Origin of the sequence: Agilicoccus flavus (assembly GCF_014857905.1) — a bacterium.
Classification (GTDB): Bacteria; Actinomycetota; Actinomycetes; order Actinomycetales; family Dermatophilaceae; genus Agilicoccus; species Agilicoccus flavus.
The window spans coordinates 1-23,101 of the sequence record NZ_JACYXE010000009.1; the positions used below are offsets into that span (position 1 = coordinate 1).

At 75.2% G+C, this 23,101-nt stretch carries 21 protein-coding genes, 2 tRNA genes and 1 pseudogene; 12 read left to right on the top strand and 12 right to left on the bottom strand.

Annotation, left to right across the window (positions count from 1 at the left end):
* Positions 1-118 precede the first annotated feature (118 nt).
* Both ICW24_RS13445 and ICW24_RS13450 read left to right on the top strand, forming a co-directional pair.
* Positions 119-412 (top strand): annotated as a pseudogene (locus tag ICW24_RS13445) (integrase core domain-containing protein); the annotation flags it as partial.
* Positions 413-546: 134 nt separating this feature from the next.
* Entirely contained in the window at positions 547-1,365 is an 819-nt protein-coding gene (locus ICW24_RS13450; RefSeq protein ID WP_226346238.1) for a recombinase zinc ribbon domain-containing protein, read from the top strand.
* On the opposite strand, the gene ICW24_RS13455 is transcribed toward ICW24_RS13450, so the two are convergent.
* The 6 genes from ICW24_RS13455 to glp all read right to left on the bottom strand — a co-directional run bounded on the left by ICW24_RS13455 (position 1,357) and on the right by glp (position 5,667).
* A tRNA-Ala gene (locus ICW24_RS13455) sits at positions 1,357-1,429 on the bottom strand. The genes ICW24_RS13450 and ICW24_RS13455 overlap by 9 nt on opposite strands.
* A gap of 108 nt (positions 1,430-1,537) precedes the next feature.
* Positions 1,538-2,515 (bottom strand): SepX/GlpR family protein, encoded by a 978-nt coding sequence (locus ICW24_RS13460; RefSeq protein ID WP_226346239.1) that lies wholly within the window; start codon positions 2,513-2,515, stop codon positions 1,538-1,540.
* A gap of 231 nt (positions 2,516-2,746) precedes the next feature.
* The gene (locus ICW24_RS13465) at positions 2,747-3,367 is read right to left on the bottom strand and encodes a GNAT family N-acetyltransferase (RefSeq protein WP_226346240.1); all 621 of its coding nucleotides are present in this window, start codon (positions 3,365-3,367) and stop codon (positions 2,747-2,749) included.
* A 22-nt stretch (positions 3,368-3,389) separates the two neighbouring features.
* Positions 3,390-3,881 (bottom strand): MogA/MoaB family molybdenum cofactor biosynthesis protein, encoded by a 492-nt coding sequence (locus tag ICW24_RS13470; RefSeq protein WP_226346241.1) that lies wholly within the window; start codon positions 3,879-3,881, stop codon positions 3,390-3,392.
* A gap of 2 nt (positions 3,882-3,883) precedes the next feature.
* Positions 3,884-4,351 (bottom strand): cyclic pyranopterin monophosphate synthase MoaC, encoded by a 468-nt coding sequence (moaC, locus tag ICW24_RS13475; protein WP_226346242.1) that lies wholly within the window; start codon positions 4,349-4,351, stop codon positions 3,884-3,886.
* Positions 4,348-5,667 carry a molybdotransferase-like divisome protein Glp gene (gene glp, locus ICW24_RS13480; protein ID WP_226346243.1) on the bottom strand — a complete coding sequence of 440 codons (1,320 nt, stop codon included), beginning with the start codon at positions 5,665-5,667 and terminating at the stop codon, positions 4,348-4,350. The genes moaC and glp overlap by 4 nt, the downstream gene beginning before the upstream one ends.
* 73 nt (positions 5,668-5,740) lie before the next feature.
* On the opposite strand from glp, the gene ICW24_RS13485 reads away from it, so the two are divergent.
* From ICW24_RS13485 to mscL, 5 genes are all read left to right on the top strand, one after another.
* Entirely contained in the window at positions 5,741-6,493 is a 753-nt protein-coding gene (locus ICW24_RS13485; RefSeq protein ID WP_226346244.1) for a 5-formyltetrahydrofolate cyclo-ligase, read from the top strand.
* Positions 6,494-6,532: 39 nt separating this feature from the next.
* Complete coding sequence (locus tag ICW24_RS13490; protein ID WP_226346245.1) at positions 6,533-8,092, top strand: potassium/proton antiporter; 1,560 nt, start codon at positions 6,533-6,535, stop codon at positions 8,090-8,092.
* A gap of 144 nt (positions 8,093-8,236) precedes the next feature.
* A complete protein-coding gene (locus ICW24_RS13495) occupies positions 8,237-8,578 on the top strand; it encodes an FmdB family zinc ribbon protein (protein ID WP_226346246.1) in 342 nt (113 codons plus the stop codon).
* A 113-nt stretch (positions 8,579-8,691) separates the two neighbouring features.
* A complete protein-coding gene (locus ICW24_RS13500) occupies positions 8,692-9,384 on the top strand; it encodes an SAF domain-containing protein (RefSeq protein ID WP_226346247.1) in 693 nt (230 codons plus the stop codon).
* A 126-nt stretch (positions 9,385-9,510) separates the two neighbouring features.
* Positions 9,511-9,918: a large conductance mechanosensitive channel protein MscL gene (gene mscL, locus ICW24_RS13505; protein WP_226346248.1), complete on the top strand. Its 408-nt coding sequence runs from the start codon at positions 9,511-9,513 to the stop codon at positions 9,916-9,918.
* Positions 9,919-10,299: 381 nt separating this feature from the next.
* Here the strand turns inward: mscL and ICW24_RS13510 are convergent, their stop codons facing one another.
* The 3 genes from ICW24_RS13510 to ICW24_RS13520 form a co-directional block, all read right to left on the bottom strand.
* Entirely contained in the window at positions 10,300-10,524 is a 225-nt protein-coding gene (locus ICW24_RS13510; protein ID WP_226346249.1) for a hypothetical protein, read from the bottom strand.
* Positions 10,524-14,549 (bottom strand): PDDEXK-like endonuclease domain-containing protein, encoded by a 4,026-nt coding sequence (locus tag ICW24_RS13515; RefSeq protein ID WP_226346250.1) that lies wholly within the window; start codon positions 14,547-14,549, stop codon positions 10,524-10,526. The genes ICW24_RS13510 and ICW24_RS13515 overlap by 1 nt, the downstream gene beginning before the upstream one ends.
* A gap of 71 nt (positions 14,550-14,620) precedes the next feature.
* Entirely contained in the window at positions 14,621-16,033 is a 1,413-nt protein-coding gene (locus ICW24_RS13520) for a phosphodiester glycosidase family protein (RefSeq protein WP_226346251.1), read from the bottom strand.
* Positions 16,034-16,353: 320 nt separating this feature from the next.
* On the opposite strand from ICW24_RS13520, the gene ICW24_RS13525 reads away from it, so the two are divergent.
* Together ICW24_RS13525 and ICW24_RS13530 are read left to right on the top strand one after the other, a co-directional pair.
* Positions 16,354-17,448, top strand: a complete 1,095-nt coding sequence (locus tag ICW24_RS13525) for a MinD/ParA family ATP-binding protein (protein WP_226346252.1) — start codon at positions 16,354-16,356, stop codon at positions 17,446-17,448.
* A gap of 97 nt (positions 17,449-17,545) precedes the next feature.
* A tRNA-Arg gene (locus tag ICW24_RS13530) sits at positions 17,546-17,618 on the top strand.
* A gap of 97 nt (positions 17,619-17,715) precedes the next feature.
* Here the strand turns inward: ICW24_RS13530 and ICW24_RS13535 are convergent.
* A complete protein-coding gene (locus tag ICW24_RS13535) occupies positions 17,716-17,964 on the bottom strand; it encodes a hypothetical protein (RefSeq protein ID WP_226346253.1) in 249 nt (82 codons plus the stop codon).
* Between the two features lie 24 nt (positions 17,965-17,988).
* Here ICW24_RS13535 and ICW24_RS13540 point away from each other — a divergent pair, with 24 nt between their 5' ends.
* Both ICW24_RS13540 and ICW24_RS13545 read left to right on the top strand, forming a co-directional pair.
* A complete protein-coding gene (locus tag ICW24_RS13540) occupies positions 17,989-18,180 on the top strand; it encodes a hypothetical protein (RefSeq protein WP_226346254.1) in 192 nt (63 codons plus the stop codon).
* A gap of 84 nt (positions 18,181-18,264) precedes the next feature.
* The gene (locus ICW24_RS13545) at positions 18,265-19,137 is read left to right on the top strand and encodes a helix-turn-helix transcriptional regulator (RefSeq protein ID WP_226346451.1); all 873 of its coding nucleotides are present in this window, start codon (positions 18,265-18,267) and stop codon (positions 19,135-19,137) included.
* 99 nt (positions 19,138-19,236) lie between these two features.
* Here the strand turns inward: ICW24_RS13545 and ICW24_RS13550 are convergent, their stop codons facing one another.
* Positions 19,237-20,349: a hypothetical protein gene (locus ICW24_RS13550; protein ID WP_226346255.1), complete on the bottom strand. Its 1,113-nt coding sequence runs from the start codon at positions 20,347-20,349 to the stop codon at positions 19,237-19,239.
* 378 nt (positions 20,350-20,727) lie between these two features.
* On the opposite strand from ICW24_RS13550, the gene ICW24_RS13555 reads away from it, so the two are divergent.
* Positions 20,728-21,606 (top strand): hypothetical protein, encoded by an 879-nt coding sequence (locus ICW24_RS13555; protein WP_226346256.1) that lies wholly within the window; start codon positions 20,728-20,730, stop codon positions 21,604-21,606.
* A gap of 4 nt (positions 21,607-21,610) precedes the next feature.
* Here the strand turns inward: ICW24_RS13555 and ICW24_RS13560 are convergent, their stop codons facing one another.
* Positions 21,611-23,038: a gluzincin family metallopeptidase gene (locus tag ICW24_RS13560; protein WP_226346257.1), complete on the bottom strand. Its 1,428-nt coding sequence runs from the start codon at positions 23,036-23,038 to the stop codon at positions 21,611-21,613.
* Between the last annotated feature and the right edge of the window lie 63 nt (positions 23,039-23,101).

Below are 23,101 nucleotides of genomic sequence, written 5' to 3' on the forward strand. Positions count from 1 at the left end.
GCTCACGCTCTGAACAACCGGCCCCGCAAGATCCTCGGCTGGCGAACCCCCGCCGAGGTCTTCGAAGAGCAACTACGCTCGCTCCCACAGACCGGTGTTGCAACGACCCCTTGAACTCGCCCAATTTCGAGCCCGTAAATATATCCACGCTCTGAGCCGTCATGGCCTGGTCGGGTCGATGGGACGGGTCGGCGCGGCCGGCGACAACGCGGCGATGGAGACCTTCTTCGCGCTACTGCAGAAGAACGTCCTTGACCGCAAGCGGTGGCACACCCGCGAGGAACTGCGCATCGCGATTGTCACCTGGATTGAGCGGACCTACCATCGTCGACGCCGACAGACCCGACTCGGACGCGTAACCCCCATCGAGTTTGAGACCATAGCAACCAGTCAGACCGCAACCGCGGCCTGACACCCCGACCGTCACCTGTTCGTGCAGCAGTCCCCAACCCGTACTACAAGGGCGATGTCATCTATCGAGGCACCCGCTACAAGGGCAATCACCCGGCGCTCGTTCCTGCCGAGGTCTGGTACCAGGTCCAGTCCGTGCTCACCGCGCACCAGTGCGCCGTCGAGGCAACCCAAGTCCACGGCCACTACCTCAAAGGCACCATCCACTGCGGCCAGTGCGGCTCCCGACTCATCGTCTCCAACGCGAAGAACCGCCACGGCAACGTCTACTGCTACTTCGTATGCTCTGGGCGGCACTCCAAGCGCACCGACTGCACGCGCCAGGCGATGCTCATCGAAGATGTCGAGAAGCTCGTCGAGGACTACTACACGCGCGTCCAGATCACGCCCGCCCAGCAGGATGCGCTCGCAGGCATGCTCCACCACGAGTTCGATCGGCTCATGGCTGCCGAGACCGAGGAACTAGAACGCCTCACCACCAACCGCGACCGGCTCGAAAGCGAGCAGGACCGGCTCATGCAGGCGCACTACGCCGACGCGATCCCTCTCTCAGTGCTCAAGCGCGAACAAGACCGCATCGTCGCCGAACTCGACCAGGTGACCCGCCGCATCGACGCCCACTTCGGCGACTACGCCGACGCCCGCGCCCACCTCGACGACGCCCTCGGACTACTCGCCAACTGCGCCGACATCTACACCCGCTGCGACGACACCAACCGGCGGCTGTGCAACCAGGCCTTCTTCACCAAGGTCTACATCGACGAGGACAACGAGCTGCGCGTCGCGCACAACCGGCCCTTCGAGATGCTCCTCGATCCGCAGGTCAACGCCAACGCCCTGACCTGGGCCGCAGACGCCAACAAGGCCCGAACCTCGACCGACGTTTCCGTTGGCAAGGGTTCGAGCCTCGTGCGTGTGGCAAGGGTTCGAGCCTTGTGCGTGGGGTGGAGCTGAGGGGATTCGAACCCCTGACCTTCTCATTGCGAACGAGACGCGCTACCAACTGCGCCACAGCCCCGGATGCGAGACCCAACATTAGCACCGGATCCCACAGACTCCGAATCGGTGCCCGCAGGCACCCTGACCGGCCACGATGCCGGTCCACGACCGCCCCTGCGGGCGGCCCTCAGCCCGCGACGACGCGGGGCTGGCGGCGCTCCTCGTCCCACGCGATCTCGTCGGTGTCGACCTCGATCGGGACCGGAACGTCGAGCGGGGGCGGCATCGGGCGCTCGGCCCGCGCCTTGAGCGTGTACGTGGGCGGCGGGACCGGGGTGGGCGCCCAGCCCGCGTCGCCGTACAGGCGGTCGAACGGCACGTCGGAGGTCTTGAGGACCTTGGCGGCCACGACGGCCGCGGCGGCGGGCGTCTCGGGCGCCTCGGCCGCGGGCGCCGCGACGACCGGATCGGCGCGCGGCGCGACGTACTCCTGCGCGACCGGCAGCGAGGGGGCGGCGGGGCGGGCCTCGAGCGCCTCGCGACGGGCCTCGACGGCCTCGCGCTCCCGGCGGCGGCGCTCCGCGGCCGCGACCCGGCGCGCGGCCCGGCGGCGGGCGACGGCGGCCCGGCGCAGCCCCACGAGCAGGAGGCCGGCGACGGCGAGCGCCGCGACCGGCACGAACCACGGCACGAGGGTCGTCGCGGCGGCCAGCACCCCCGTGACGGCCGCGGTGAGGAGCGAGAGGACGAGCAGCAGACCCCCGACGCGGGAGGCCCGCGAGGGCCTGGGGCGCGGCGGCGCGAGCGCGTCGGACGGCGCGGTCCGAGCGGACGCGTCTGCGGCGGCGGGCATCGAACCGGCCTGCACCGCAACGCGATCCCCCGTCGACGCCGACGCGGCAACGGTGGCGGCGTGGTCGGCGGCGAAGACCGCGCCGGAGGCGACGAGCGGACGCGGACGGGTCAGGCTCGAGGAGGAGACGCGGGCCGACGTCGCCGGCGGGGTGTACGTCACCGCGCGGCGCTGGAGCACCCGCATCTGCGACGAGAACCGGTCGACCGAGCGGGCCGTCGCCAGGTACTCCCGGCGGTGTGCCACGTGCACGACGAGATAGGTCGCCCAGATGGCGATGACGGCGACGAAGATGAGGCTGCTGGGCGACACGACGACAACGTTAGGCGCCCGAGAGGCCCTACGGCGACAGACACTCCGGGCCGGACGCGCATCGACTTACACGCGTGTAACTCGATGCCCTCGGAGGGCGGCGTTCCGCCTGTTCGGGGGCCACCGGCCGGACCCGCCGCGCGGGCACCGGGCAGGGCAGCGCCCGACCACCCCCCGAGACGGGCCCCGCCACATGCCGGGCACGGCGCGCGCCTGTCGGCCCACGAGGCCTCAGACGCGCCCCGATCCGCCCCGCGAGCGCCACGCCTCGAGCAGGGAGGCGCCGTCGAGATCCAGTGCGGTGAGGGCGAAGCTGCGGTGGTCGCGCCACGCCCCGTCGATGTGGAGGTAGGCGCGTCGCAGCCCCTCGTCCCGGAACCCGAGCTTCTCGACGACGCGCAGGCTCGCGACGTTCTCCGGGCGCACGTTGACCTCGACGCGGTGCAGGCCGAGGCCGTAGAACGCGTGGTCGACGAGGCCGGCGAGGGCGAGCGGGGCGATCCCGCGGCCGGCGACGTCCTCGCTCACCCAGTACCCGGCGGCCCCGCCGCGCGCCGCGCCCCAGCCGATGCCGAACAGGTGCATCTGGCCGACGAGGCGTCCCTCGAACTCGATGACGAACGGTTGCAGTCGCCCCGCCGCGGCCTCGCGGTCGTAGTGCCGGACGAGGGCGCGGAAGCGGGCCACGCCCTGCGGCACCGGGTTCGTCGCCTCCCACGGCGAGAGCCAGCCGCGGTTGCGGGCGCGCAGGCTCTCCCACTCCTGCCGGTCGCGCGGCCGCAGCCCGCGCAGGACGATCGTCGGCCCGCCCACGTCGCGCAGGGTGATCTGCGTGGGCCACAGCCCCGTCATCGGGGCTCGCCGCCGCGCGGCATCAGTGGTCTCCGCCGCGGATCTGATCCAGGGCGTGGCCCAGGATGGGCTCGAGGACGTCGAGGGCGTCGCGAACGCCCCCGGTCGACCCGGGGAGGTTGACGACGAGGGTGGTTCCGGCGAGCCCCGCCAGCCCGCGGGAGAGCACGGCCGTCGGCACGCCCTTGGCCACCCCCGCCGCCCGGATCGCCTCGGCGATGCCGGGGATCTGCGCGTCGAGGAGCGGGCGCGTCGCCTCGGGGGTCCGGTCGGTCGGGGTCAGGCCCGTCCCGCCGGTGGTGACGACGAGGGCGACCCCCGCCCCGATCGCGGCGCGCAGGGCGTCCGCGACCGGCTCGCCGTCGGGGACGACGACGGGGTCGGGCACGTCGAGACCGGCCGCGCGCAGCCGCTCGACGACGATCGGGCCTGCCCGGTCGGGGTAGACGCCCGCGCTCGCGCGGTTCGAGCACGTGATGACCCGCGCGGCGCGCGGGGCGGGCGGGGCGGGCACGGTCACTCGACCCAGTCCCCGGAGCGCCCACCGGACTTGGCCGTGACGCGGACGTCGGTGATGCGGGCGTGCTTGTCGACCGCCTTGACCATGTCGATGAGCGCGAGCGCCGCCACGGCGACGCAGGTCAGCGCCTCCATCTCGATCCCGGTGCGGTCGGCGGTCGCGACCTGCGCGGTGATGTCGACGCCGTCGTCGAGCACGTCGAGGTCGACGGTCACGGCGTGGATCGCGACGGGGTGCGCGAGCGGCACGAGGTCGGGGGTGCGCTTCGCGGCCTGGAGCCCGGCGATGCGGGCCACCGCGAGGGCGTCCCCCTTGGGGACCCGGCCGTCACGCAGGGCCGCGATCGCCGCCGGGGAGAGCAGGACCCGTCCCGCGGCGCTCGCGCGGCGGGCGGTGACCGGCTTGGCGCTGACGTCGACCATGTGGGCCGTCCCGTCGGCGCGGACGTGGGTGAGATCGCTCATCGCGGCCCTCCGACCAGCTCGGGTCCGGCGAACCCGGACCGCTCCTCGTCGTCCTCGTAGCGGATCGGCCCGATGGGCAGGCACAGGACGTCCTGCCCCGGCACGACGCGGGTCGTCTCCGGCGGCACGACCATGAGCGCGTTGGCGGCCGCGAGCGAGCCGAGCATGTGGGAACCCTGCCCGCCCGCCGCCGCCACCGTGTGGTGCGTGGTGGTCCGGCGCAGCACGCCGCGCGCGAACTGGGTCTTGCCCTCGGGCGAGGTGAAGGAGTCGTCGGCGACGGCGCGCACCAGGCGTGTCTCGTGCGCGCGGCGCCCGGCCATGACCCGCAGGGCGGGTGCGACGAACACCTCGAAGGAGACCATCGCGCTCACGGGGTTGCCCGGCAGCGTGAAGACGGGCGTGGCGCCCGCGCCGATGGTCCCGAACCCCTGCGGCTTGCCGGGCTGCATCGCGACCTTCGTGAACTCCACCGTGCCGAGCCGGCTCAGCGCCGCCTTGACCGCGTCGTAGACGCCCATGCTCACCCCGCCCGTCGTGACGATCGCGTCGGCGTGGCCGGCGGCGTCGTCCAGGGCCGCGAGCACGGCGTCCTCCGTGTCGACGACGCCGCGGACCAGCTCGGCGGTGAAGCCGGCCTCGCGGGCGGCGGTGACGAGCATGAGCGAGTTGGAGTCGACGAGCTGCCCGGGCCCCGGCTCGACGCCCGGCGGCACGAGCTCGTCGCCCGTGCTGACGACGACGACGTGCGGGACCCTGACGGCGGGCACCCGCCCGTGCCCCGAGGCCGCGAGCACCGCGATCTGGCGGGCGCCGAGCCGGGTGCCGGCGGTCAGGACGGTGTCGCCGGCGCGCAGGTCGGTGCCGCGGCGCCGCACGTGGGCGCCGGCGGGGGCCGTGATGCGCACCTCGCGCGCGCCGCCGTCGGAGTTCTCGACGGGGACCACCGCGTCCGCGCCCGCGGGCATCGGCGCCCCGGTCATGACGCGGACGCACCGTCCGGAGGCGACGGGCGTCGGGTCCGCGCAGCCGGCGGGGACGTCCCCGTCGACGGGCAACGTGACCGGCGAGGCGGCGCTCGCGCGGGCGACGTCGGCCGCGCGCACCGCGTAGCCGTCCATCGCGGAGTTGTCGAAGCCCGGCAGGTCGAGGCGGGAGATCGCGTCGCGGGCGAGCACCGCCCCCGCGGCGTCGGGGAGATCGAGCTCGACGACGTCGAGGCGCCGCACCGCCCCCAGGATCGACTCGAGGTGTTCGGCGACGGAGATCATGGCTCCCCGGGGGCCGGTCGCGTCGGGTCCGCTGCTCTCCGCCATGTCGGCACGATAGCGCGGGCCCCTGCGCGCCCGGCGGCCCTCGCCTCGGGCGCAGCCGCGGCACGATGGGTCCATGGCGGATCGCGAGCATGCGCAGGAGAGGCCTGCCCCGGCGGGCCGGGCGTCGGCGGGGCCGACGACGGACGAGGGGGCGGAGGACGAGCAGACCGCGGGCGCGAAGCGTCAGGTGCGGCGGCGGCTGCGGGCGGGGCGCGCGCACCACTACGCCGCCCCCGGGGCCGCCTCGGCGCGGGCCGCCGACGCGCGGCGTCTCGCGCAGGCCGGCCTGGCGCTCGCCGACCGGCTGGGCGCCGACGTCGTCGGGCTCTTCGACGCGCTGCCGACCGAGCCCCCCACCCAGGAACTCGGCCGGGCCCTGACCGACTCGGGCCGCCGGGTCCTGCTGCCCCGGATGCTCGCCGACCGCGACCTGACCTGGCACGACCTGCACCGGGTCGAACCGGTCGACCCCGCCGAACCGGACGCCGCACCCGCGTCGGCGGACGCTGCCCGGTTCGTCCTCGGCGAGGACCTCGGCCGGGAGGCGATCGGCGCGGCCGGACTCGTCTTCGTCCCGGCGCTCGCGGTGGACCGGACCGGGCGGCGCCTCGGCCAGGGCGGCGGCAGCTACGACCGCGCGCTCGCCCGGGTGTCCGCCGGCGCACTCCTCGTCGCGATCGTCCACGACGACGAGGTGCTCGAGGCCGTGCCCGTCGAGGCGCACGACCGGCGGGTCGACGCCCGGCTCACGCCGCACGGCGGGTTCGCCGGATGGACAGGCGACGCATCGGGGGCGACCAGCACGGACAATGGGGCAGGTGGGTGACCGGCACCGGGTCGCACGACGGGTGAGAGGGAGGGCGGAGTGGGTGACGTAGCCGCGGGTTTCACCATCCACGACCTCGACGTCGTCCTGGCGGTCGGGGCGGCCGTCGTCATCGTCGCGGTCGCGGCCGTGCGCCTCTCCGCCCGCACCGGCCTCCCGTCGCTCCTGCTCTACCTGCTCATCGGCGTGCTCCTCGGCGAGGCCGGTCTCGGCATCCAGTTCGAGTCGATGAACCTCTCCCGCGTGCTCGGCTACGTCGCGCTCATCCTCATCCTCGCGGAGGGTGGGCTGACGACCTCGTGGTCGGCCATCAAGTCCGCGGTGGCGCCCGCCGCCATGCTCGCGACCGTCGGCGTGGCCGTGTCGATCGTCGTCCTCGGCGCGATCGCGCACGTCCTGCTCGGGCTCGACTGGCAGACGGCGATGCTCGTCGCCGCCATCTTGTCCTCGACCGACGCGGCGGCCGTCTTCTCGGTGCTGCGTGACGTCCGACCGAGTCCGCGCCTCGCCGGCATCCTCGAGGCCGAGTCGGGGTTCAACGACGCTCCCGTGGTCCTCGTCGTCGTCGCGCTGTCGACGTCGCTCGCCCCCGGGGTGCAGGCCGAACCGATCCCCGAGGTCGTCGCGCTCGTGGCGGCCGAGCTCGTCGGTGGCACGCTCGTCGGGCTCGGGGTCGGCTACGTGGCCGTCCGCCTCATGCGCAACCTCGGCTCGACGGCGTCCGGTCTGTTCCCCATCGGGGTCATCGCCTGGCTCGTCCTCGCCTACGCCGTCGCCGCGCTCGCGCACTCGAGCGGGTTCATCGCCGTCTACCTCGCGGGCCTCGTCATCGGCAACGCCGCCCTCCCCCACCGCACGACGACGCGCGGGTTCGCGCAGGCCCTCGGCTGGTTCGCGCAGATCGGGCTCTTCGTCATGCTCGGGCTCCTCGCGACGCCGTCGGAGCTGCTGCCCCAGCTCGTGCCCGCCGTCCTGCTCGGGCTCGGGCTCCTCCTCATCGCCCGACCGGCCTCCGTCATCGTCACGATGACCCCGTTCCGGGTGCCGTGGCGGGAGCAGGCGTTCCTGTCGTGGGCGGGCCTGCGGGGGGCCGTCCCCATCGTGCTCGCGACGGTTCCCGTCATCACCGGGGTCCGTGGCGTCGAGTGGATCTTCAACCTCGTCTTCGTGCTCGTCGTCGTGTTCACGCTCGTGCAGGCCCCGACCCTGCCCCTCGTCGCCCGGCTGCTGCGCCTGTCCGACCCCGAGCAGGCCGTCAACCTCGACATCGAGGCCACGCCCCTGGACGAGGTCGGCGTCGAGCTTCTCGAGGTCAAGGTCGGCGCCGACTCCCGGCTGCACGGCGTCGAGGTGTTCGAGCTGCGCCTGCCCCCGGGCTCCGACGTCTCGCTCGTCGTGCGCGACGAGGAGGCGTTCGTGCCCTCGCCCCACACGGTGCTGCGCCGCGGCGACCAGCTCCTGCTCGTCGTCCCCCGCGCCTCCCGCGCCGCGGCCGAGCAGCGGCTGCACGCCGTCGACGAGTCGGGGCGCCTCTCGGGGTGGTCGGCCGGGCGCAGCCGCGACGTCTCCGCGCGACGCCCTCCGCCCGGGCCCGCCTGACGCGCCCGGTCGTGGGTGCGGTGGCGGCATGGAACCGCCGCCCCGCGTGTTTACACTTCCGAGCGTCACCGACGCGAACCGACCGACGCGCACGGCGGCGGGGCCCGCGCCCCGCGACCCCCTGCGACCCGCGAGAGAGAACCGATGCCCACCTACGCCTACGCCTGCACGCAGTGCCCGCACACCTTCGACGTCGTCCAGTCCTTCTCGGACGACGCGTTGACGACCTGCCCCGAGTGCGAGGGACGCCTGCGCAAGGTGTTCAACGCCGTCGGCGTCGTGTTCAAGGGGTCCGGGTTCTACCGGACCGACTCCCGCGCCGGCGCCTCCGGCACCGACGGCTCGAAGAGCTCGGGCTCGAACGGGTCCGGGTCCACCGGCTCGGGGTCGGAATCGAAGAGCTCGTCGACGACGTCGAAGGGCGGGGACTCCGGTTCGTCGTCCACCTCGTCGGCCTCGACCTCGTCCGCCGCCACCGCCTCCTGACGTCCCGGGCACGACGCCCACAGGACGTCGCGGCGGGCCGCCGGTCGGGGGCTCGTCCCCGCGCGGTCCGTCGCTCGGGTGGCGTCCGGCGGCCCCGGACCTAGCGTCGGGCCATGCTCTCCGCCGGCCCGCCCGACCCGTTCCACCCCTCACCGGGCGCCACCGCCTCGCGTCGTGCGCCGAGCGGCCGGCGTGGCCTGTACCTGCGGAGTCGGCTGCGCAAGGCGCTCGCCGCGGTGGCGGTCGGGGTCGCCGCCTGGTTCGGGGTCGGGGCGGCGGTCGGCACCGGCGACCGGGTCGAGGTGCTCGCCGCCCGCACCGACCTGGCCCCCGGCCACGTCCTCGCCGCCGGCGACCTCGTGACCGTGCGGGTCGACCCCGGCGCCGCCCCGGCCCAGGGCGTCTCCGAGCCGGGCGAACTCGTGGGGCGCGCGGTGACCGGCGCCGTCGGCGCCGGCGAGATGCTCACGCGCCGCCGGGTGCATCCCGCGAGCGCCTACGCCTCGCTCGGGCGTGGCGCCCGCGCGGTGCATCTCCCGGTCGGCGACCCGGGCAGCCTCGACCTCGTGCGCGCCGGCGACCGCATCGACGTCGTCTCGCTCGACACGGGCGTCGTCGTCGGCACCGACCTGCTCGTCCTCGACGTCGACGCGCCGTCGGCCGCCGGTGGGCCGCTCGCCTCCGGGGGCGGCCCGGCCCGCGGTCTCGTCGTCGCGGCTCCACCGGACGGGCTGCGCGCTCTGGTGCCCGCCGCGGCCCGCGGGGGCGGCGACGGCGTCCACATCGCGCTGCGGCCCGGCCGCTGAGCTGTGGGGGCGCGACTTTGCTCAACGGTGGACACCTGTCAAGGGCTGGAGGCCCTATCATTTTTCAGGTTTCGGAGTGACCCCGCTCCGCGACTCCCATTCGTCCACCCCCGAAGAAGGAGCAGCATGCTCAAGGGATTCAAGGACTTCGTCCTCCGCGGCAACGTCATCGAACTGGCCGTCGCCGTCGTCATCGGTAGTGCGTTCCAGAAGGTCGTCGACACGATGGTCTCCGCGCTCGTGACCCCCGTCGTCAACGCCGCCGGCAACCCGCAGTCGAGCGGCCTCGGGTTCTCGCTGCGCAACGACACCCCGCAGATGGCCCAGTCCACGTTCCTCGACTTCTCGACGATCATCAACGCGCTCATCGTCTTCATCATCACGGCCGCCGTCGTGTACTTCATCTTCGTCATGCCGATGAACAAGCTCGCCGAGCGCCGCAAGGCCGGCATCGAGCCGGAGCCGGTGGCCCCGTCCGAGGAGATCGTCCTCCTGCAGGAGATCCGCGACGAGCTGCGCAACCGCCGCGCCTGAGCCTCCGCTCCGACGCTCGCGCCCCCCCGGCGCGAACAGGCCCGTTCCGACCCGATCGGAACGGGCCTTCGCGTGTCCGGGGGCGAACAACTTCTCCGGCGGGACGGACGACGTGGCCAGGGTGCGCGGCCGAACCCTGGACGGACGGCCGGCGACCGGCCCGACGCTCCGGACCCGCTCGCCGTGACCGCCGACGACCTCTCGGGCGGTACTCGCGAGCCGCGGACCGGCGGTCGCGCCACCTCGGGAACCATTCGGGCCGGGTCGATCGGCAGCCGCCGCGGGTCGCGACGCGCTGACCAGCGCATGTGTCCCGCCGACCCCGTCGGCGGAGCGGTCGACCCGGCCCGATCGGTTCTTCGGCCCCGCGCGGACGCGCGGTCAGCCCCAGTGCGGGGGCCGCTGGCGGCGCAGCCAGTCGTCGTGGGACTCAGGGGAGCCCTGGCCGCCGGCGCCGGCGGCCTCCGACCAGTCCTCGTCGGTGTCGTCCCTGGTCTGATCGGCGCCGGCCGGCCGGGTGTGCGTCCCGTCCTGCCCCGGCGGCGGGCCGGTGACGACGCGCCGCCGCCCGATCCGGCGCACCGGCGGCGGGGTCGGCTCGCTCATCAGGGCCGGCGGTCGCGCTCGGCCGAGCGCACGGCGTCGAGGATGCGGGCCACGTCGCGCGCCGGGTCGGCGAACACGTCGAGACCCCACACCCGCACGTGCTGCCACCCGAGCCGGGCGAGCTGCTCCGCGCGCAGGCGGTCGCGGTCGCGGGCCCGGCCGATGGCGGCGTAGCGACGGCCGTCGGACTCGACGGCGACGACGACCCGCCCCGGGGTGTACGGGTCCTCGACGGCGAGGTCGATCCGACGCCCCGACAGGCCGTAGCCCTCGTGGACGACGAGCCCCTCCTGCCGCAGCCGGACGGCCAGCTCGGTGAGCAGCTCGTGGCGCTCGTCCTCCGGCGCCTGGCCCGGCGTCTCGGCGGCCGACGCGTCGACGGCCGGGCCGGGCCCGCCGACCGCCGGGCGGGTGGGGGCCGCGACCTGGCGGCGCAGGACGGCCGGGTCGCCGCGGTGGGCCGCGTACTCGAGGAGGTCGTGCAGCAGGCGGACGCCGACGGCCGACAGGTGCCGGTCGGCGAGGTCGGACGGGGTCAGCGCCGAGCAGACCGTGAGGCGCTCTCGCGCGGCGGAGATCCCCACCCCGAGCCGCCGGGCGCCCCCGTCGAGGTGCAGCGGGCCGAGGCGGTGCACGACGCGCCCCTCCCCGTCCGGGGCCACGCCCACCGCGAGGACGATCGCGGCGCGGGAGTCGCCCCGGACCCGGTCGAGCGGCTTGACGAAGAACGGCTCGTCCCCGTCGTCGTCGAAGAAGGCGAAGACGCTCGGGCTGCGCTCGGCGTCGAGCGCGGTGCGCAGGGCGGCGACGATCCGGGCCGCGTGACCGGCGTCGAGGGTGACGACGCCGAGGCTCTGCGTCGGCCGGGTGCGGGCGTGCTCGAGCACGAGCTCGACGACCCGGGCGGCCTCGGCCGCCTCGAGGTCGGTGCCGTCGCCGTCGCCCACGCGGACGGTCTCGAGGGTGACCGGCGAGGTGCGCCCGGCGGCCGGGAACGACTCTACGGCACCGCCGTGCAGGTGGGCGGCGACGAAGCCGCCGATCCGCTCGTCGCGGTCGCGGTACTGCGTCCGCAGGGTGAACCGCGGCAGGCGGCCGGCGAGCGCGTCGAGCACCGACGCAGTGGCCGGGCCGGTCACGCCGTCGTCGAGCTCGGCCTGCTCGGCGTCGGCGGCGGCCGTGAGGAACGGGCTCGGCGGGAGCGCCCGGTCGTCGCCGACGAGGACGACCTGCGCCGCTCGGGCCGCGGCGGAGACGAACTGCGCCGGCTCCACCCCGGAGGCCTCGTCGAGGACGACGACGTCGAAGTGGGCGCCCGGCGGGACGACCGAGGCGACGACGAGCGGGCTCATCGTCCACACGGGCCGCGCGGCGGTGAGCACCTCGGAGGTCTTCTCGACGAGGTCGAGCATCGGCAGGTGGCGTCCGGTGCGCGCGGCCTCCGAGCGCAGCAGGGAGACGGCGTCGCCACGGCGGTCGACCACGTCGTCGAGCCGGTCGGCGACCCGGGCGAGCACCCGGTCGGCGCCGGCGCGGACGAAGTCGCGGTCGAGCCGCACGTACTCCTCGAGCACGGTCCGCAGCTCGGCGCCGTCGTGCTCCCCGATGCGGGGGTCGGCGGCCGCGACGGCCTCGAGCACCGAGCACCACCAGACGAACTCCGTCTCGGCCCGCACGTTCTCGGCGGGCAGGCGGCGGGCGGTGAGGTCGTCGACGAGGGGCGTGAGGCCGAGGCGGTCGAGCTCGTCGAGGATCGGCGTGACCGCCGGGAGGACGTCGAGCCGATCCCGTCGGCTCGTCAGGGCCTGCAGGCGGGCCGCGACGGCGTCGACCGCGGCGCGGCGCAGGTCTCCCCCGCCGCTCGTCGTCGCGAGCCGCTCGTCCAGCCAGGCGAGGTCCGCGTCGAGGGAGTCGTAGGTGCGCCGCGCCTCGTCGGTCCCGGCGGGCACGCGGGGCGTCGACGCGCCGCCGGACAGGCGCGCCCACTCGGCGCGTTGCTCGGAGGCGGCGAGGAGCGCCGCGTGGAGGCCGTCGGGGCGGGCGCCCTCGAGCAGGTGGGTGCGGGCCTCGCGACGCAGGCTCCAGCGCGTCCACCACCACATGCGCACACCGCGCTCGGCGCGGACCGCGCGCGACGCCGTGGCGCCCACGTAGTCGGTGAGGCGGGGGCCGTAGACGTCGGCGTCGAACGTGTCGAGGGTCTCGCGCACACCGCCGACGAGGTCGAGCACCTCGCCCCAGCGCGCCGGGGTGGGCGCGGGCGGCATCCCCGCCGAGCGGAGCAGGGCGTCGAGCCGGTCGCGGTCCCGCTCGAAGCGCGCCCCCGACAGGTCGGCGACGAGGTCGGCGCTGCGCCGCCGGTCGGCCTCGGTCGTGACGCGGGCGCGGGCCCACGGGTCCTTGCCCCGCTCCTCGGTCCAGGCGCCGTGCCCGGCGGCCTCGGTGAGCAGGGCGGCGGCGTGGCCGCGGCCCTGCGCGTCGAGCCGGGCGAGGATGTCGCCCGTCAGCCGCACCCGGGACGTGGGCGCGCGGCGCCCCCGCGACAGGCGGGACAGGGCGTCGTGCGCGTCGGCGACGGTGACGCCCCACGGGGCGCGGGACTCGTGCATCGCGCCGCGATGCCGCTCGAGCCGGTCGCGGTAGGCGTGCAGGGAGGCCTCGACGTCGTGCACGTCGGGCTCGGCGGCCCGCCGCGGTCCGTCGATGCTCGCCCGGACGAGGCGGGCGACGCGGCCGCGGTCGAGCGGGCCGTCGTGCAGGTCGAGCACGAGGTCGCCGAGCCCGGCGCGCCCCAGGCGGGCGTGCAGGTCGGTGAGCGCGGCCCGCTTCTGGGCGAGCACGAGGACGCGCTTGCCGTCGGCGGCCAGGGCCGCGGCGAGGGCCGCGACGGTCTGCGTGCGGCCCGTGCCGGGCGCGCCCGTGACGACGGCGTCGGAGCCGGAGCGGACGGCGTCGAGCACGGCCTGCTGGTCGGCGTCGAGGTCGAACGAGGCGAGGCCGTCGCCGGGGTCGGAACCGATGCGGGCGGGCTGCGCCGTCGACGCGGTGCCGGGGCGGGCCGGCGTCGGATCGGCCAGGGCCGCGACGACGTCGTTGCGGTAGAGCGCGTTCCCGACGGCGGCGAGGTCGGCGACCATCGGCAGCTTCGCGTACGAGAACGTGCCGATGATGCGGCGGTCGGCGATGCGGAACCCGGGCACCGACCGGCACAGCCGGGTCAGCTCGCGGAACGCCGGCATCGGGTCGAACCGCTTCGCGATGTAGGCGATCTCGGTGATCGCGCCGGGGTCGAGGCCGATCCCCTGCTCGGAGGCGAGGTAGTGCACGAGCACCGGGTTGAGCTCGAGTCGGTCGTCGAGGTCGATGTCGTAGTCGCGGTGGGCGGGATCGGTGGGCCGCAGCACGCAGGAGCGCAGCAGCACCGGCGCCTGCGGAGCGCGGCGGGCGCCCGGCACGTCCCACGTCGCCATGCCGATCGCCATGAAACCGGCGACCAGTCCGCGCTCCTCGTCGAGCTCGCGGATCTTGTCGCGCACGACGTGGGCCCGGCGGCGCGCCTCCCGGAAGGCGCTCGGCTCGCGCACGAGGTCGGACAGGCGCGTCCCGCGGCCCGCCATGAGCATCGACACCCCGCCGGGGTGGGCGTTGGTGAGGTCGAGGACCCCCGACGGAAGGTCCTGGTACCACAGGAGCGTGTTGCGTCCGCCCAGGTCGGCGAGCCGGCGCTGCCACGTGCGCGCCGCCGACGTGATCTGCGCCTCCCGGGAACCGCCGGCCGGGAGTCCGTCGCCGGCAGCCGGTTGGCGGCGGTCCGCATCGCGACGCCCGTCGCGCCCCGCTCCGGACCCGGAGCCGGGCTCGGTCGGGCCCGCGGCCTGCGCAGACCCGTCGGACGGTGTCGTCCGCTCGGGCTCGGGCCGGGGGTCGGGCAGCGCGTCGCGGCGGGCCCGGGAGGAGCCCACCGGCCGACCTGCCGACCGGTGGCTACGGGCAGGGGAGGACGACGGGAGGGGCTGCTGACTCACCGGCAAATCGTATCGGCTCCCGCGGGTCCGCCCCGGGACGCCGGCCCGGGCGCCGCCGCGTCAGAGGTCGGTCAGCGGCGCGGCACGAAGACGAGCGCGTCGCTGATCGGGCGCTGCCGCCCGTTCGTACTGGGCACGTTCGCGACGCGGCCTTCGACGACGAGCGTGGTCGAGCCCCCGCCGTCGAGGTTGACGGCGTCGGCGAACCCGAGTGCCTTCGCGACCCGGGCCGTCTCGGTCAGGGAGGTGCCGACGCTGGTGACCGAGCGCCCGTCGATCGTCACGACCGAGACGCGGCCGTCGTTGGTCCGGCCCAGGAACGTGCGCGGGTTGCGGCCCGAGATGCTGTTGCGGCCGGTGGGGGCGACGATCTCGCCGTCGTCGACGAGCCGGTAGCGGCCGGTGAGCCCGTAGGTGCTCGGGCCGATGTTCAGCTCGTCGCCGTCGCCGTCGCGCACCGTCTCGTCGATCTTCAGGCACCCGGAGGTGGCCAGCTCGGCGAGCTCGGCGGCGTCGGTGCCGGTCGCCTGGAGGGTCGTCTGCGAGCCCGTGATGCGGGTGCCCCGCACGACGGCCTTGCGGACGATGCAGCCCGCGCGGTCGAGGACGACCTCGACCCCCGGCCCCGCCGGCGTGCGCCTGGTGAACGACGGCGTGATGCGGACGAGCCGCCCCGGGGCGGCGCACTCGGTCGGGTCGGGCAGGCCCTCGCAGCCGGCCGGGGTGGCGAGCGCCGTGTTGACCGCGTCGATCCGGGCCTCACGTCCGCTCTCGCGGTGGCGCACGGTCGCCTCCCACGCGAAGCGGCCCATCCGCAGACGCATGGTGTCGGAGTCGATGAGGACGTTCTGCTCGGCGCCCGCCCCCGTGGGCTCGCTGACGACCATCCCGGCGTGGATCGCGAGACCGACGGGGTCCCCCGGGTAGAGCCGGGACCGGCCGAGGGCGAAGAAGCCCCCGTTCGTCGCGAAGAGCGCCTTGGCCCACCCGGCGACGGTGCTCACGGGCTCGGTGCGCGCGATGTCGCCCCCGAACGTCGTCTGGAGCCGCCCCTTCGCGGTCTTCGGGTTGACGGTGACGACGTTGACGCGCCACGGGCCGTAGGCGGTCGTCGCGATCTGCGAGGCGCGGGCGCGGGGCACGCCGCGGACGATCGTCGTCTGCGTGACCCCGGGGGCCAGGGTGCGGGCGCGGCGCGTCTCGGGGAGCGTGTCCGTCCCGAGCGGCAGGGGCTTCGTGCCGCTGCGACGGGCAGCCGGAGTGCCCGGGGTGCGGGGCGTCGCCGGCGACGACGCTTCCGGCGAGGCGGCCGCGACCGGCGAGGCGGTCGTGACGGGTGTGGCGGCCGCCGCGTGCGCGCCGTATCCGGTCGACGCGACGAGCGCCGCGGCACCGGCCGCGGCGACGAACGCGACGCCGGAACGGGCGCGTCGGGCACGGCCTGTCTGCGGGCGCGCGGAAACGGAAGGGCGTGCTGTGGTCATGGCTGGCTCGTCTCGGCTCGAGGTCGAAACGGGCGGCCCCCTGCCGCCCAGAACGCGCTCAGGCTAACAAGCGGCGTGGGCACGGGGAGGGTGGACGACCGGTGATTCCGCACGTCATCGCCCTCGGCCGGAAGGCTCGGCGGTGTCCGAGCCGCGGACGGACCACGCGGGGACGCCGCGTCCAGCCCGCGCGCAGGCGGGGTTGAGTTGACGTGCAGCGGGTGCGGCGGCAGGGTGAACGCCACCCGCCCCCTCGGCGGCCCCGCGCCCGCCCCGGCGCGACGGCCCGTCCGAATCCTCTGATACGAGAGTCGAATCCGATGAACGAGCCGGCGTCCTCCCCGTCGTCCACCCGCGTCATCCCCGCCGAGGGTCCCATGCTCCGCTCCCGCCGCCCCCGCCCCCGGACCGGCTGGCGGTCCCTCGCCTACAACGCGTCGCTGGGGCGCTGGAACCCCGGACTCTCGGAACGGGAGCAGCGGCGTCGCGATCGCGAGCAGCAGATCGCGGCTCAGCTCAAGGGCAAGCACGTGACGGCCTTCTTCTGCCTCAAGGGCGGCGTGAGCAAGACGTCGACGACCGCCGCGACCTCGATCGCGCTCGCCGACCTGCGCCCTGACCCCGTGTTCGCGGTGGACGCCAACCCGGACGCCGGCGACCTCTCCGAGCGGCTCGTCGGGCGCCAGTTGTCCGGGATCAGCGCGCTGGCCCGCGACGTGGACCGCATCTCGAGCCTGGAGGACCTGTCGCGGTACACGACGACGGCCGGGCGCCTCACCGTGCTGCCGGGCGAGCCGAACCCCGTGCTCGGCGACTCGCTCAGCTCGACCGACTTCGAGCGGGTGCTCGGTGTCGTCCGCCGCTTCTACTCGTACGTGCAGGTCGACTGCGGCACGGGCGTGACGCACCCGCTCATGGGCGGCATCCTCAAGTACACGACGACGGCCGTCATCCCGGCCGCCTGGTCGGTGACCGGCGCCCGCCGGGCCGCCGAGACCCTCGACTGGCTCGCCGACAACGGCTTCGAGCACCTGGCCCGGACGAGCATCGTCGTCCTCACCGCGAAGGACGTCGTGTCGAGCTCCGTCGACAAGAACGCGGTCCTCGAGCACCTCGGCAAGGCCGCCGACCTCATCGTCGTCCCGGCCGACCCGCACATGGCCGACGGCGGCACGATCGAGTGGGACCTGCTCAAGCCGAAGACGCGGGAGGCGTTCCTCGACATCGCCGAGGCCATCACGCGGCGCTTCGACGGCCCGGCCCCCACCCCGGCCCCCGAACGGACCCACCGGCGGACCGACGCGCTCGCCGATCGGCCCCTCACCCGCACCGCCGCCGACCGGCGCCACGCCGCCGACACCGGCCACGCCAACGGCGCCGTCGCCTCCCGGCTCGAGGCGTCCAGCGACGCCTGACGCAGTCGCCGAGGACGGGTCCGCCGGGGGCGAGGTCGCACCGACGCCCCCGCGAGGCCGTGAGACGATGTCCACCGCGCGGCCCCGCCGCGCCCCCGCCCTCGTAGCTCAGGGGATAGAGCACCGCTCTCCTAAAGCGGGTGTCGCAGGTTCGAATCCTGCCGGGGGCACTCGCTGACCAGCACACACGCGCTACCCCGAGGACGTGGGGGCGAGACCCAACGGTGCCGAGCTCCGGGGCCGATGACGGGCCGGACGCGGCCGTCGCTACGCCGTGCGCCGCAGGGCTCGGACCGCCCGGGCACGGTCCTGCTTCGCGTACCTGCGCATCGCCACGCGTACGTCGGGACTGTCGTGCATGTGAGTCCACAGGCCGCCGTCGATCGCCGCGGCGAACCACCCGAGATACCAGGCCCGCTGGTCGTCGTAGTCGGTGAGCGCGGCTGGTCGCGCCATGTGCCACAGGCCGACGGCGGCGGCAGCGGCGCCATCGGCGTACAGCTCGTCACACCTCACGCGGGGAGGGTACGCGGTCGGCTGGTGCCGGGTCTCCGGCGCCGACTCGACGGTCCGAGCCGCGCCCCCTTCCTGACCACCTGCGTGGCGGCGGGGCTGGGCGGCATCTGGGTCTCCACGGACCTGTGGTGGGTCCGGATCGCCGCGGCGCTCGACGGCCTCGTCCTCGTCGTCGTCATGCTGAGCCGGCGGCGCCCCGCCCGGCCCTGGGTCTGACCGCGACCCTCGCGGCGCCTCGTGGGGTGTACCGGCAGGGCGTTCCTCGTGGCCGTGGGGCGACCTACCGTTGGCCGCATGGCCCTGGACAACCGCGCGGAGGTCCGCGAGTTCCTCACCACCCGGCGCGCCAAGCTGACGCCGCGGGAGGTGGGGCTGCCCGACGTCGGCCAGCGGCGCGTGCCCGGGCTCCGGCGCGGGGAGGTCGCCACCCTCGCGGGCGTGAGCATCGAGTACTACGCCAAGCTCGAGCGCGGCTCCCTCGCCGGGGCCGGCCCCGCCATCCTCGACGCGCTCGCCCGCGCCCTGCGCCTCTCCGACGCGGAGCGCGCCCACCTCTTCCACCTCGCGCAGGCCGCCGACGGCACGAGCGCGATGCTCCGGCCGCGCCGTCGGCGCAAGCGCTGGGAACCCCCGGTCGGCCTGCAGTGGGTGCTCGACGCCTTCACCGGCGGCCCCGCCATCGTCCGCAACGGCCGCATGGATCTGCTCGCGACCAACGCGCTCGGTCGGGCGATGCACGCGGCGCTGTACGACCGCGCGCCCGACGGCGTGCCGAACTTCGCCCGCTACACCTTCCTCGACGACGACTCGCACCGGTTCTACCCCGACTGGCCGGGGGCCGCCGACACGTGCGTCGCCATCCTGCGCACCGAGGCCGGACGCGACCCGCACGACCCCGTCATGCACGACCTGGTCGGCGAGCTGTCCACCCGCAGCACCGAGTTCGCCACGCGCTGGTGGCGCCACGACGTCCGCTACCACGGGGCCGGTGCGAAGAGCTACCACCACGAGGCCGTCGGGGAGTTCGAGCTGACCTACGAGAGCGTCGACATGCTCTCCGAGCCGGGCCTGACCATGACCCTGTACGCCGCCGAGCCCGCCTCCCCCGCCGCGGACGCGCTCGCGCTGCTCGCGTCGTGGGCGGCCTCCCCGGCGGCCCAGCCCCAGCGCTGACCCCTCCGAGAACGACGGGGCCGGTCGGGGTCACTCCCCCGCGGCCCGCCCGGGTTCGGAAGGGTGGGCTCGACCCCGGCCGGTCGACGAGGTCCGGGCTCAGCGGGCCGTCGTGAACGCGCCCGTGGCCCGGACGACCCCGGCGTGGTCGACGACGTAGGTGTGGCGGCCCGACAACGGCGCGATGGACGCGGTGACGCTCCGGGTGACGGTCGTGGCGGACGCCGAGCGGGCCCGGCCGGCGGCGTCGCGCACGGTGACCCGGACCCGCCCCTTCGTCCCGCGCGGGAACGACACCGAGACCCGGACGCCGGTGCGCGACGGCACGACCCGCGTCGCCCAACCCGACGCGGACACGGCCCCACGGGCGGACGCGGCGGGCCGTGCGGCGTCGAACGCCCCCGCGAAAACGGTGCCGAAGCGCCCGCCGAGGTCGTCGTGGTCGATGCCCGCCGGCTGCTGACGGGTCACGGCGAAGCCCCGGGCCTGATACCAGGCGGCGCCGCGCTTCGCGTCGGCGAGAGCGTCGTACCCGTCGTCCGCCGTGCTGCCGTCGTCGTCCGAGCCCGTGTACCAGAGCAGCGGCATCCGGCTCGACGCCGCGCGGGTCAGCGCGGCGGTGGACGAGCGCGGCGCGCCGCCGCCGCCGGTGATGACGGCGCCACCGCGGGTGAACAGGTCGGCGTGCGCGGGTAGGAGGTACTTGGTGATGAGCTGGGACCCGCCGGAGTAGCCGACGACCCACACCGTGTCCGTGCGCAGGTCGCCCGCGACCTTCCGCGTGAGTGCCGCGACGTACGCGGCGTTGACGGTGCCGTTCTCCCAGAAGGTCGGCGTCCCGGACCGGTCGGGGGTGCGCACCGAGAGGGTCGCCAGCCCGCGGGCCGCGGCCTGCGCGACGACGCCGCGGCTCCCGCCGAGGGCCCACGTCGACGAGGGATGGTCGTGGCCGTACATGCCGTCACCGTCGAGGTAAACGACCAGGCCCTTCGCCGGCGCGGTGAGCCGGGACGTGAACAGGTGGTACGTCGAGCGCGTTCCCGACGGCGCGGTGAACGCCGCCGACATCCGGTCGGCGGCCCCGGTCGTGCCCGAGGAGACGCCGGGCGCCGCGGCCCGCGACGGGCCGACGGAGGCGGCCGAGGACGCGGCCGGCGACGCGGCACCGGCCCCGAGGACCGCCGCGGCGACGAGCGCTCCGGCCGCGGACACCCTCCCGACCGTACGCCGTCGGGTTGAGCGCCTCCGGGCGTCGATCGACGCGTCACCTCCCCGGTCGGACGCGCGGTGACAGGACGACGGGACGGGCTGAAGGGACACGAGGCCTCCGGGGCGTCGGGCGCCGCGGGACCGCAGTGATGAGGGCCCGGCGGCACGACTGGACCTCACCGGCGGGACGACGACCGGTGCGGTGGATCGACGGACCGCGGGCGCGGCCGACGACCTCTCTCCGATCGGCCGGGGCGGCCGCAACCTGAACGCTCGGCACACCCTGCTCCCGGCCCCGCCCACACGCCGCGGCCGGATGGCTAGGGTCGACGGAGGATTCCGCGGTCGGCGGAGTCCGATTCGACGGCGAAGGGGGGCGAGATGTCCACACGATCGCGGATCGGGCGGACGCCCGGGTCGATCGTCGGCGCGTTCCTTCTCGCGGCGATGATGTTCGTGACGGCCGGGTGCGGCAGTCCCAGCCGACAGGTGGATGCGCTGCCCAGCGACTTCGTCGAGGCCCCCACCGCGTCGGCCGCTGCGCGAGCCAGGTACGGCAAGGCGATCGACACGGCGTACCGGGAGATCACGACCTTCAGCCTCCGGCAGTGGTTGCAGCCCGAGCTGCTCGACCCGTCCGCCACGAAGAGCGTCACCGCCGAGAACCTGACCGAGGGCATCGACGGCCGACTGCGGCCGTCCACCCGCCCGCACTGGGCGGGCCTGGTGGACCGGGCCATCGCCGGTGACGCGGCCGCGCGACTGGACGTCGCCCTCCTGCGGTTTCACGACTGGCAGACCCCGACGCTGACGCTCGACAGCTCCCCCGTGCGCAGTCAGGCCATCAGTGGCGCCAAGATCGGCGTCGGCGCGGCCTACGCCGACGGTACGGTCCCCCTCGTCGTCACCTTCCGGCAGCAGGCGCGGGTCGCCCTCGTCAACAAGCGCGCCCCCTATCCCGCGACGATCACCAAGAACATCACCTTCGCGCTGGTGCCCGCGGCCTCGAAGGCGGCCACCTCGACGACCACTCCGTCGGCCCCGGCGACGAGTCCTTCGACCTCGGGGACGGCGTCCAGGGCCTCGGCGGCGGCGACCACCGACCCGCAGGCGACCTGGCTCATCAGCGCCTTCGAGGGCACGCTCGACATCGACTTCGACCGCGCCGAGAGCGACTCCACCACGACACCCGCGGCGACGGACCCGACCCCCGCGGCCTCCACCGCGAGCGCGGGCACGATCAGCACGTCGGCGCCCTGATCCCTCAGCCCGTGACGCCGGACCCGGTCCCCGCGGCGGGCGGCAGCGCCCCGGCGCGTCGCAGGACGGCCACCGCCTCCGGCAGATCCCGCAGCGCGTAGGCCAGGTCGGCCGGCTGCGCGACGGTCCACGCCCGGGTGCGCATGTACTCCCGAACCGCCTGGTCGAACGCCTCCGCGCCCCCCGCCGCCCGCGCCCGGTGCAGCGCACAGGCACCGCCCTCGTAGACGGTGTCGACGTAGTCGTCGTCCTTCCCCGCCCCGCCGGCGAAGGACGCCAGAGAGCGCCCCACTCCGCTGGGCGCGGGCCGGCAGTCGGCGGCGTTCGGCGTCGCGCTGACGAGTTCCTCGGCGTAGGTCGCGAACGCCTCGTCGAGCCACGGATCGCGCCCTTGGTCGTTGCCGACGAGACCGTAGAAGTACATGTGCGCCAGCTCGTGCAGGATCAGCCACCGCTCGCGGGCGGGGTCGACGTCGGAGAACTGGACGGCGCCGGGGTACTCGACCCCGTCCGTCACGGCCGGCAGCACGCTGATCCACAACGACGGGAACGGCATCGGCCCGAAACGGGCCTCGAGGGCGGTGACGGCGGCGGTCAGCCGGCTCGTCCATTCCTGGGCCGTCGCGCGCGACCCGTTCCGCGGCAGGGACAGGACGATGTCGGTGTCGCCGACCTTCGCGGTGCTGCGGACGATGTTCCCGACCGTCACGGTCACGTCGCGCACCGCGTCGGCGGAGAACGTGTGCACGCGCCGGCCGTCGGGCGCCGAGCTCGGCTCCCCCTGCTCCTGCCCCACGCCGGAGACGACGTCCTGGGCCGGCGCGACCACCTGGAGCCGTTCGAGACGGAACGCCTCGCTCGTCGCGGACTCGCCCACGACGGCCACTGCCGGATCCGTGACCCATCCGACGCCGCGTTGCCACGCGAGCAGCGGGAAGGCGGTGCCGAGCCAGGCGATCCGATCCCGCGGCGAGTACCCGATGCGTTCGTCGGTGCCGGCCCCGAGGGTGACGGCGTAGCTCAGGTCGGCGGTGACGGGTGTGCCCGCCGGCGAGCAGGCCGGCAGCCGCGCGGTGACCAGCGTGCCCGGCCGGCCCGTGGGGGCGCCGGCGGCGGAGACGGACAGGGGCAGGGCGGCGCCGTCGACCCGCACGTCGCGCACGGTGAGGGAGTTTCCCGTCGAGGCGGTCAGCGGCTTGTTCGCCCAGGCCCGGAAGACGAGCTCGCACACCCGCCGGTCGGGGGTGAAGGTGACGCGTTCGGTGCCCGTCATCGAGTCGAGGGCCGACGACATCGAGTACGTCAGCGACACGACCGGGCGGTCCTCCGGCGGGTCGGGCCGGCCGGTGTCGTCCGAGGATCCGGCGCAGCCGCCGAGCGCCAGTGCGAGCACGGCGAACCCGGTCACGAAGGGCGTGCATCTGCGCGTCACCCGGCGAGGATAGAGGGCCCGCCCGCGGCGTCGCCGCTCGGACCGCCACCGGTCCACGACGCG

Bases quoted from the DNA above. Each gene is read 5' to 3' on its own strand.
- ICW24_RS13500 (WP_226346247.1), top strand. From the start codon at position 8,692: ATGCTCTCCGCCGGCCCGCCCGACCCGTTCCACCCCTCACCGGGCGCC.
- mscL (WP_226346248.1), top strand. From the start codon at position 9,511: ATGCTCAAGGGATTCAAGGACTTCGTCCTCCGCGGCAACGTCATCGAA.
- moaC (WP_226346242.1), bottom strand. From the start codon at position 4,351: ATGAGCGATCTCACCCACGTCCGCGCCGACGGGACGGCCCACATGGTC.
- ICW24_RS13485 (WP_226346244.1), top strand. From the start codon at position 5,741: ATGGCGGATCGCGAGCATGCGCAGGAGAGGCCTGCCCCGGCGGGCCGG.
- ICW24_RS13555 (WP_226346256.1), top strand. From the start codon at position 20,728: ATGTCCACACGATCGCGGATCGGGCGGACGCCCGGGTCGATCGTCGGC.
- ICW24_RS13520 (WP_226346251.1), bottom strand. From the start codon at position 16,033: ATGACCACAGCACGCCCTTCCGTTTCCGCGCGCCCGCAGACAGGCCGT.
- ICW24_RS13495 (WP_226346246.1), top strand. From the start codon at position 8,237: ATGCCCACCTACGCCTACGCCTGCACGCAGTGCCCGCACACCTTCGAC.
- glp (WP_226346243.1), bottom strand. From the start codon at position 5,667: ATGGCGGAGAGCAGCGGACCCGACGCGACCGGCCCCCGGGGAGCCATG.
- ICW24_RS13465 (WP_226346240.1), bottom strand. From the start codon at position 3,367: ATGACGGGGCTGTGGCCCACGCAGATCACCCTGCGCGACGTGGGCGGG.
- ICW24_RS13510 (WP_226346249.1), bottom strand. From the start codon at position 10,524: ATGAGCGAGCCGACCCCGCCGCCGGTGCGCCGGATCGGGCGGCGGCGC.
- ICW24_RS13525 (WP_226346252.1), top strand. From the start codon at position 16,354: ATGAACGAGCCGGCGTCCTCCCCGTCGTCCACCCGCGTCATCCCCGCC.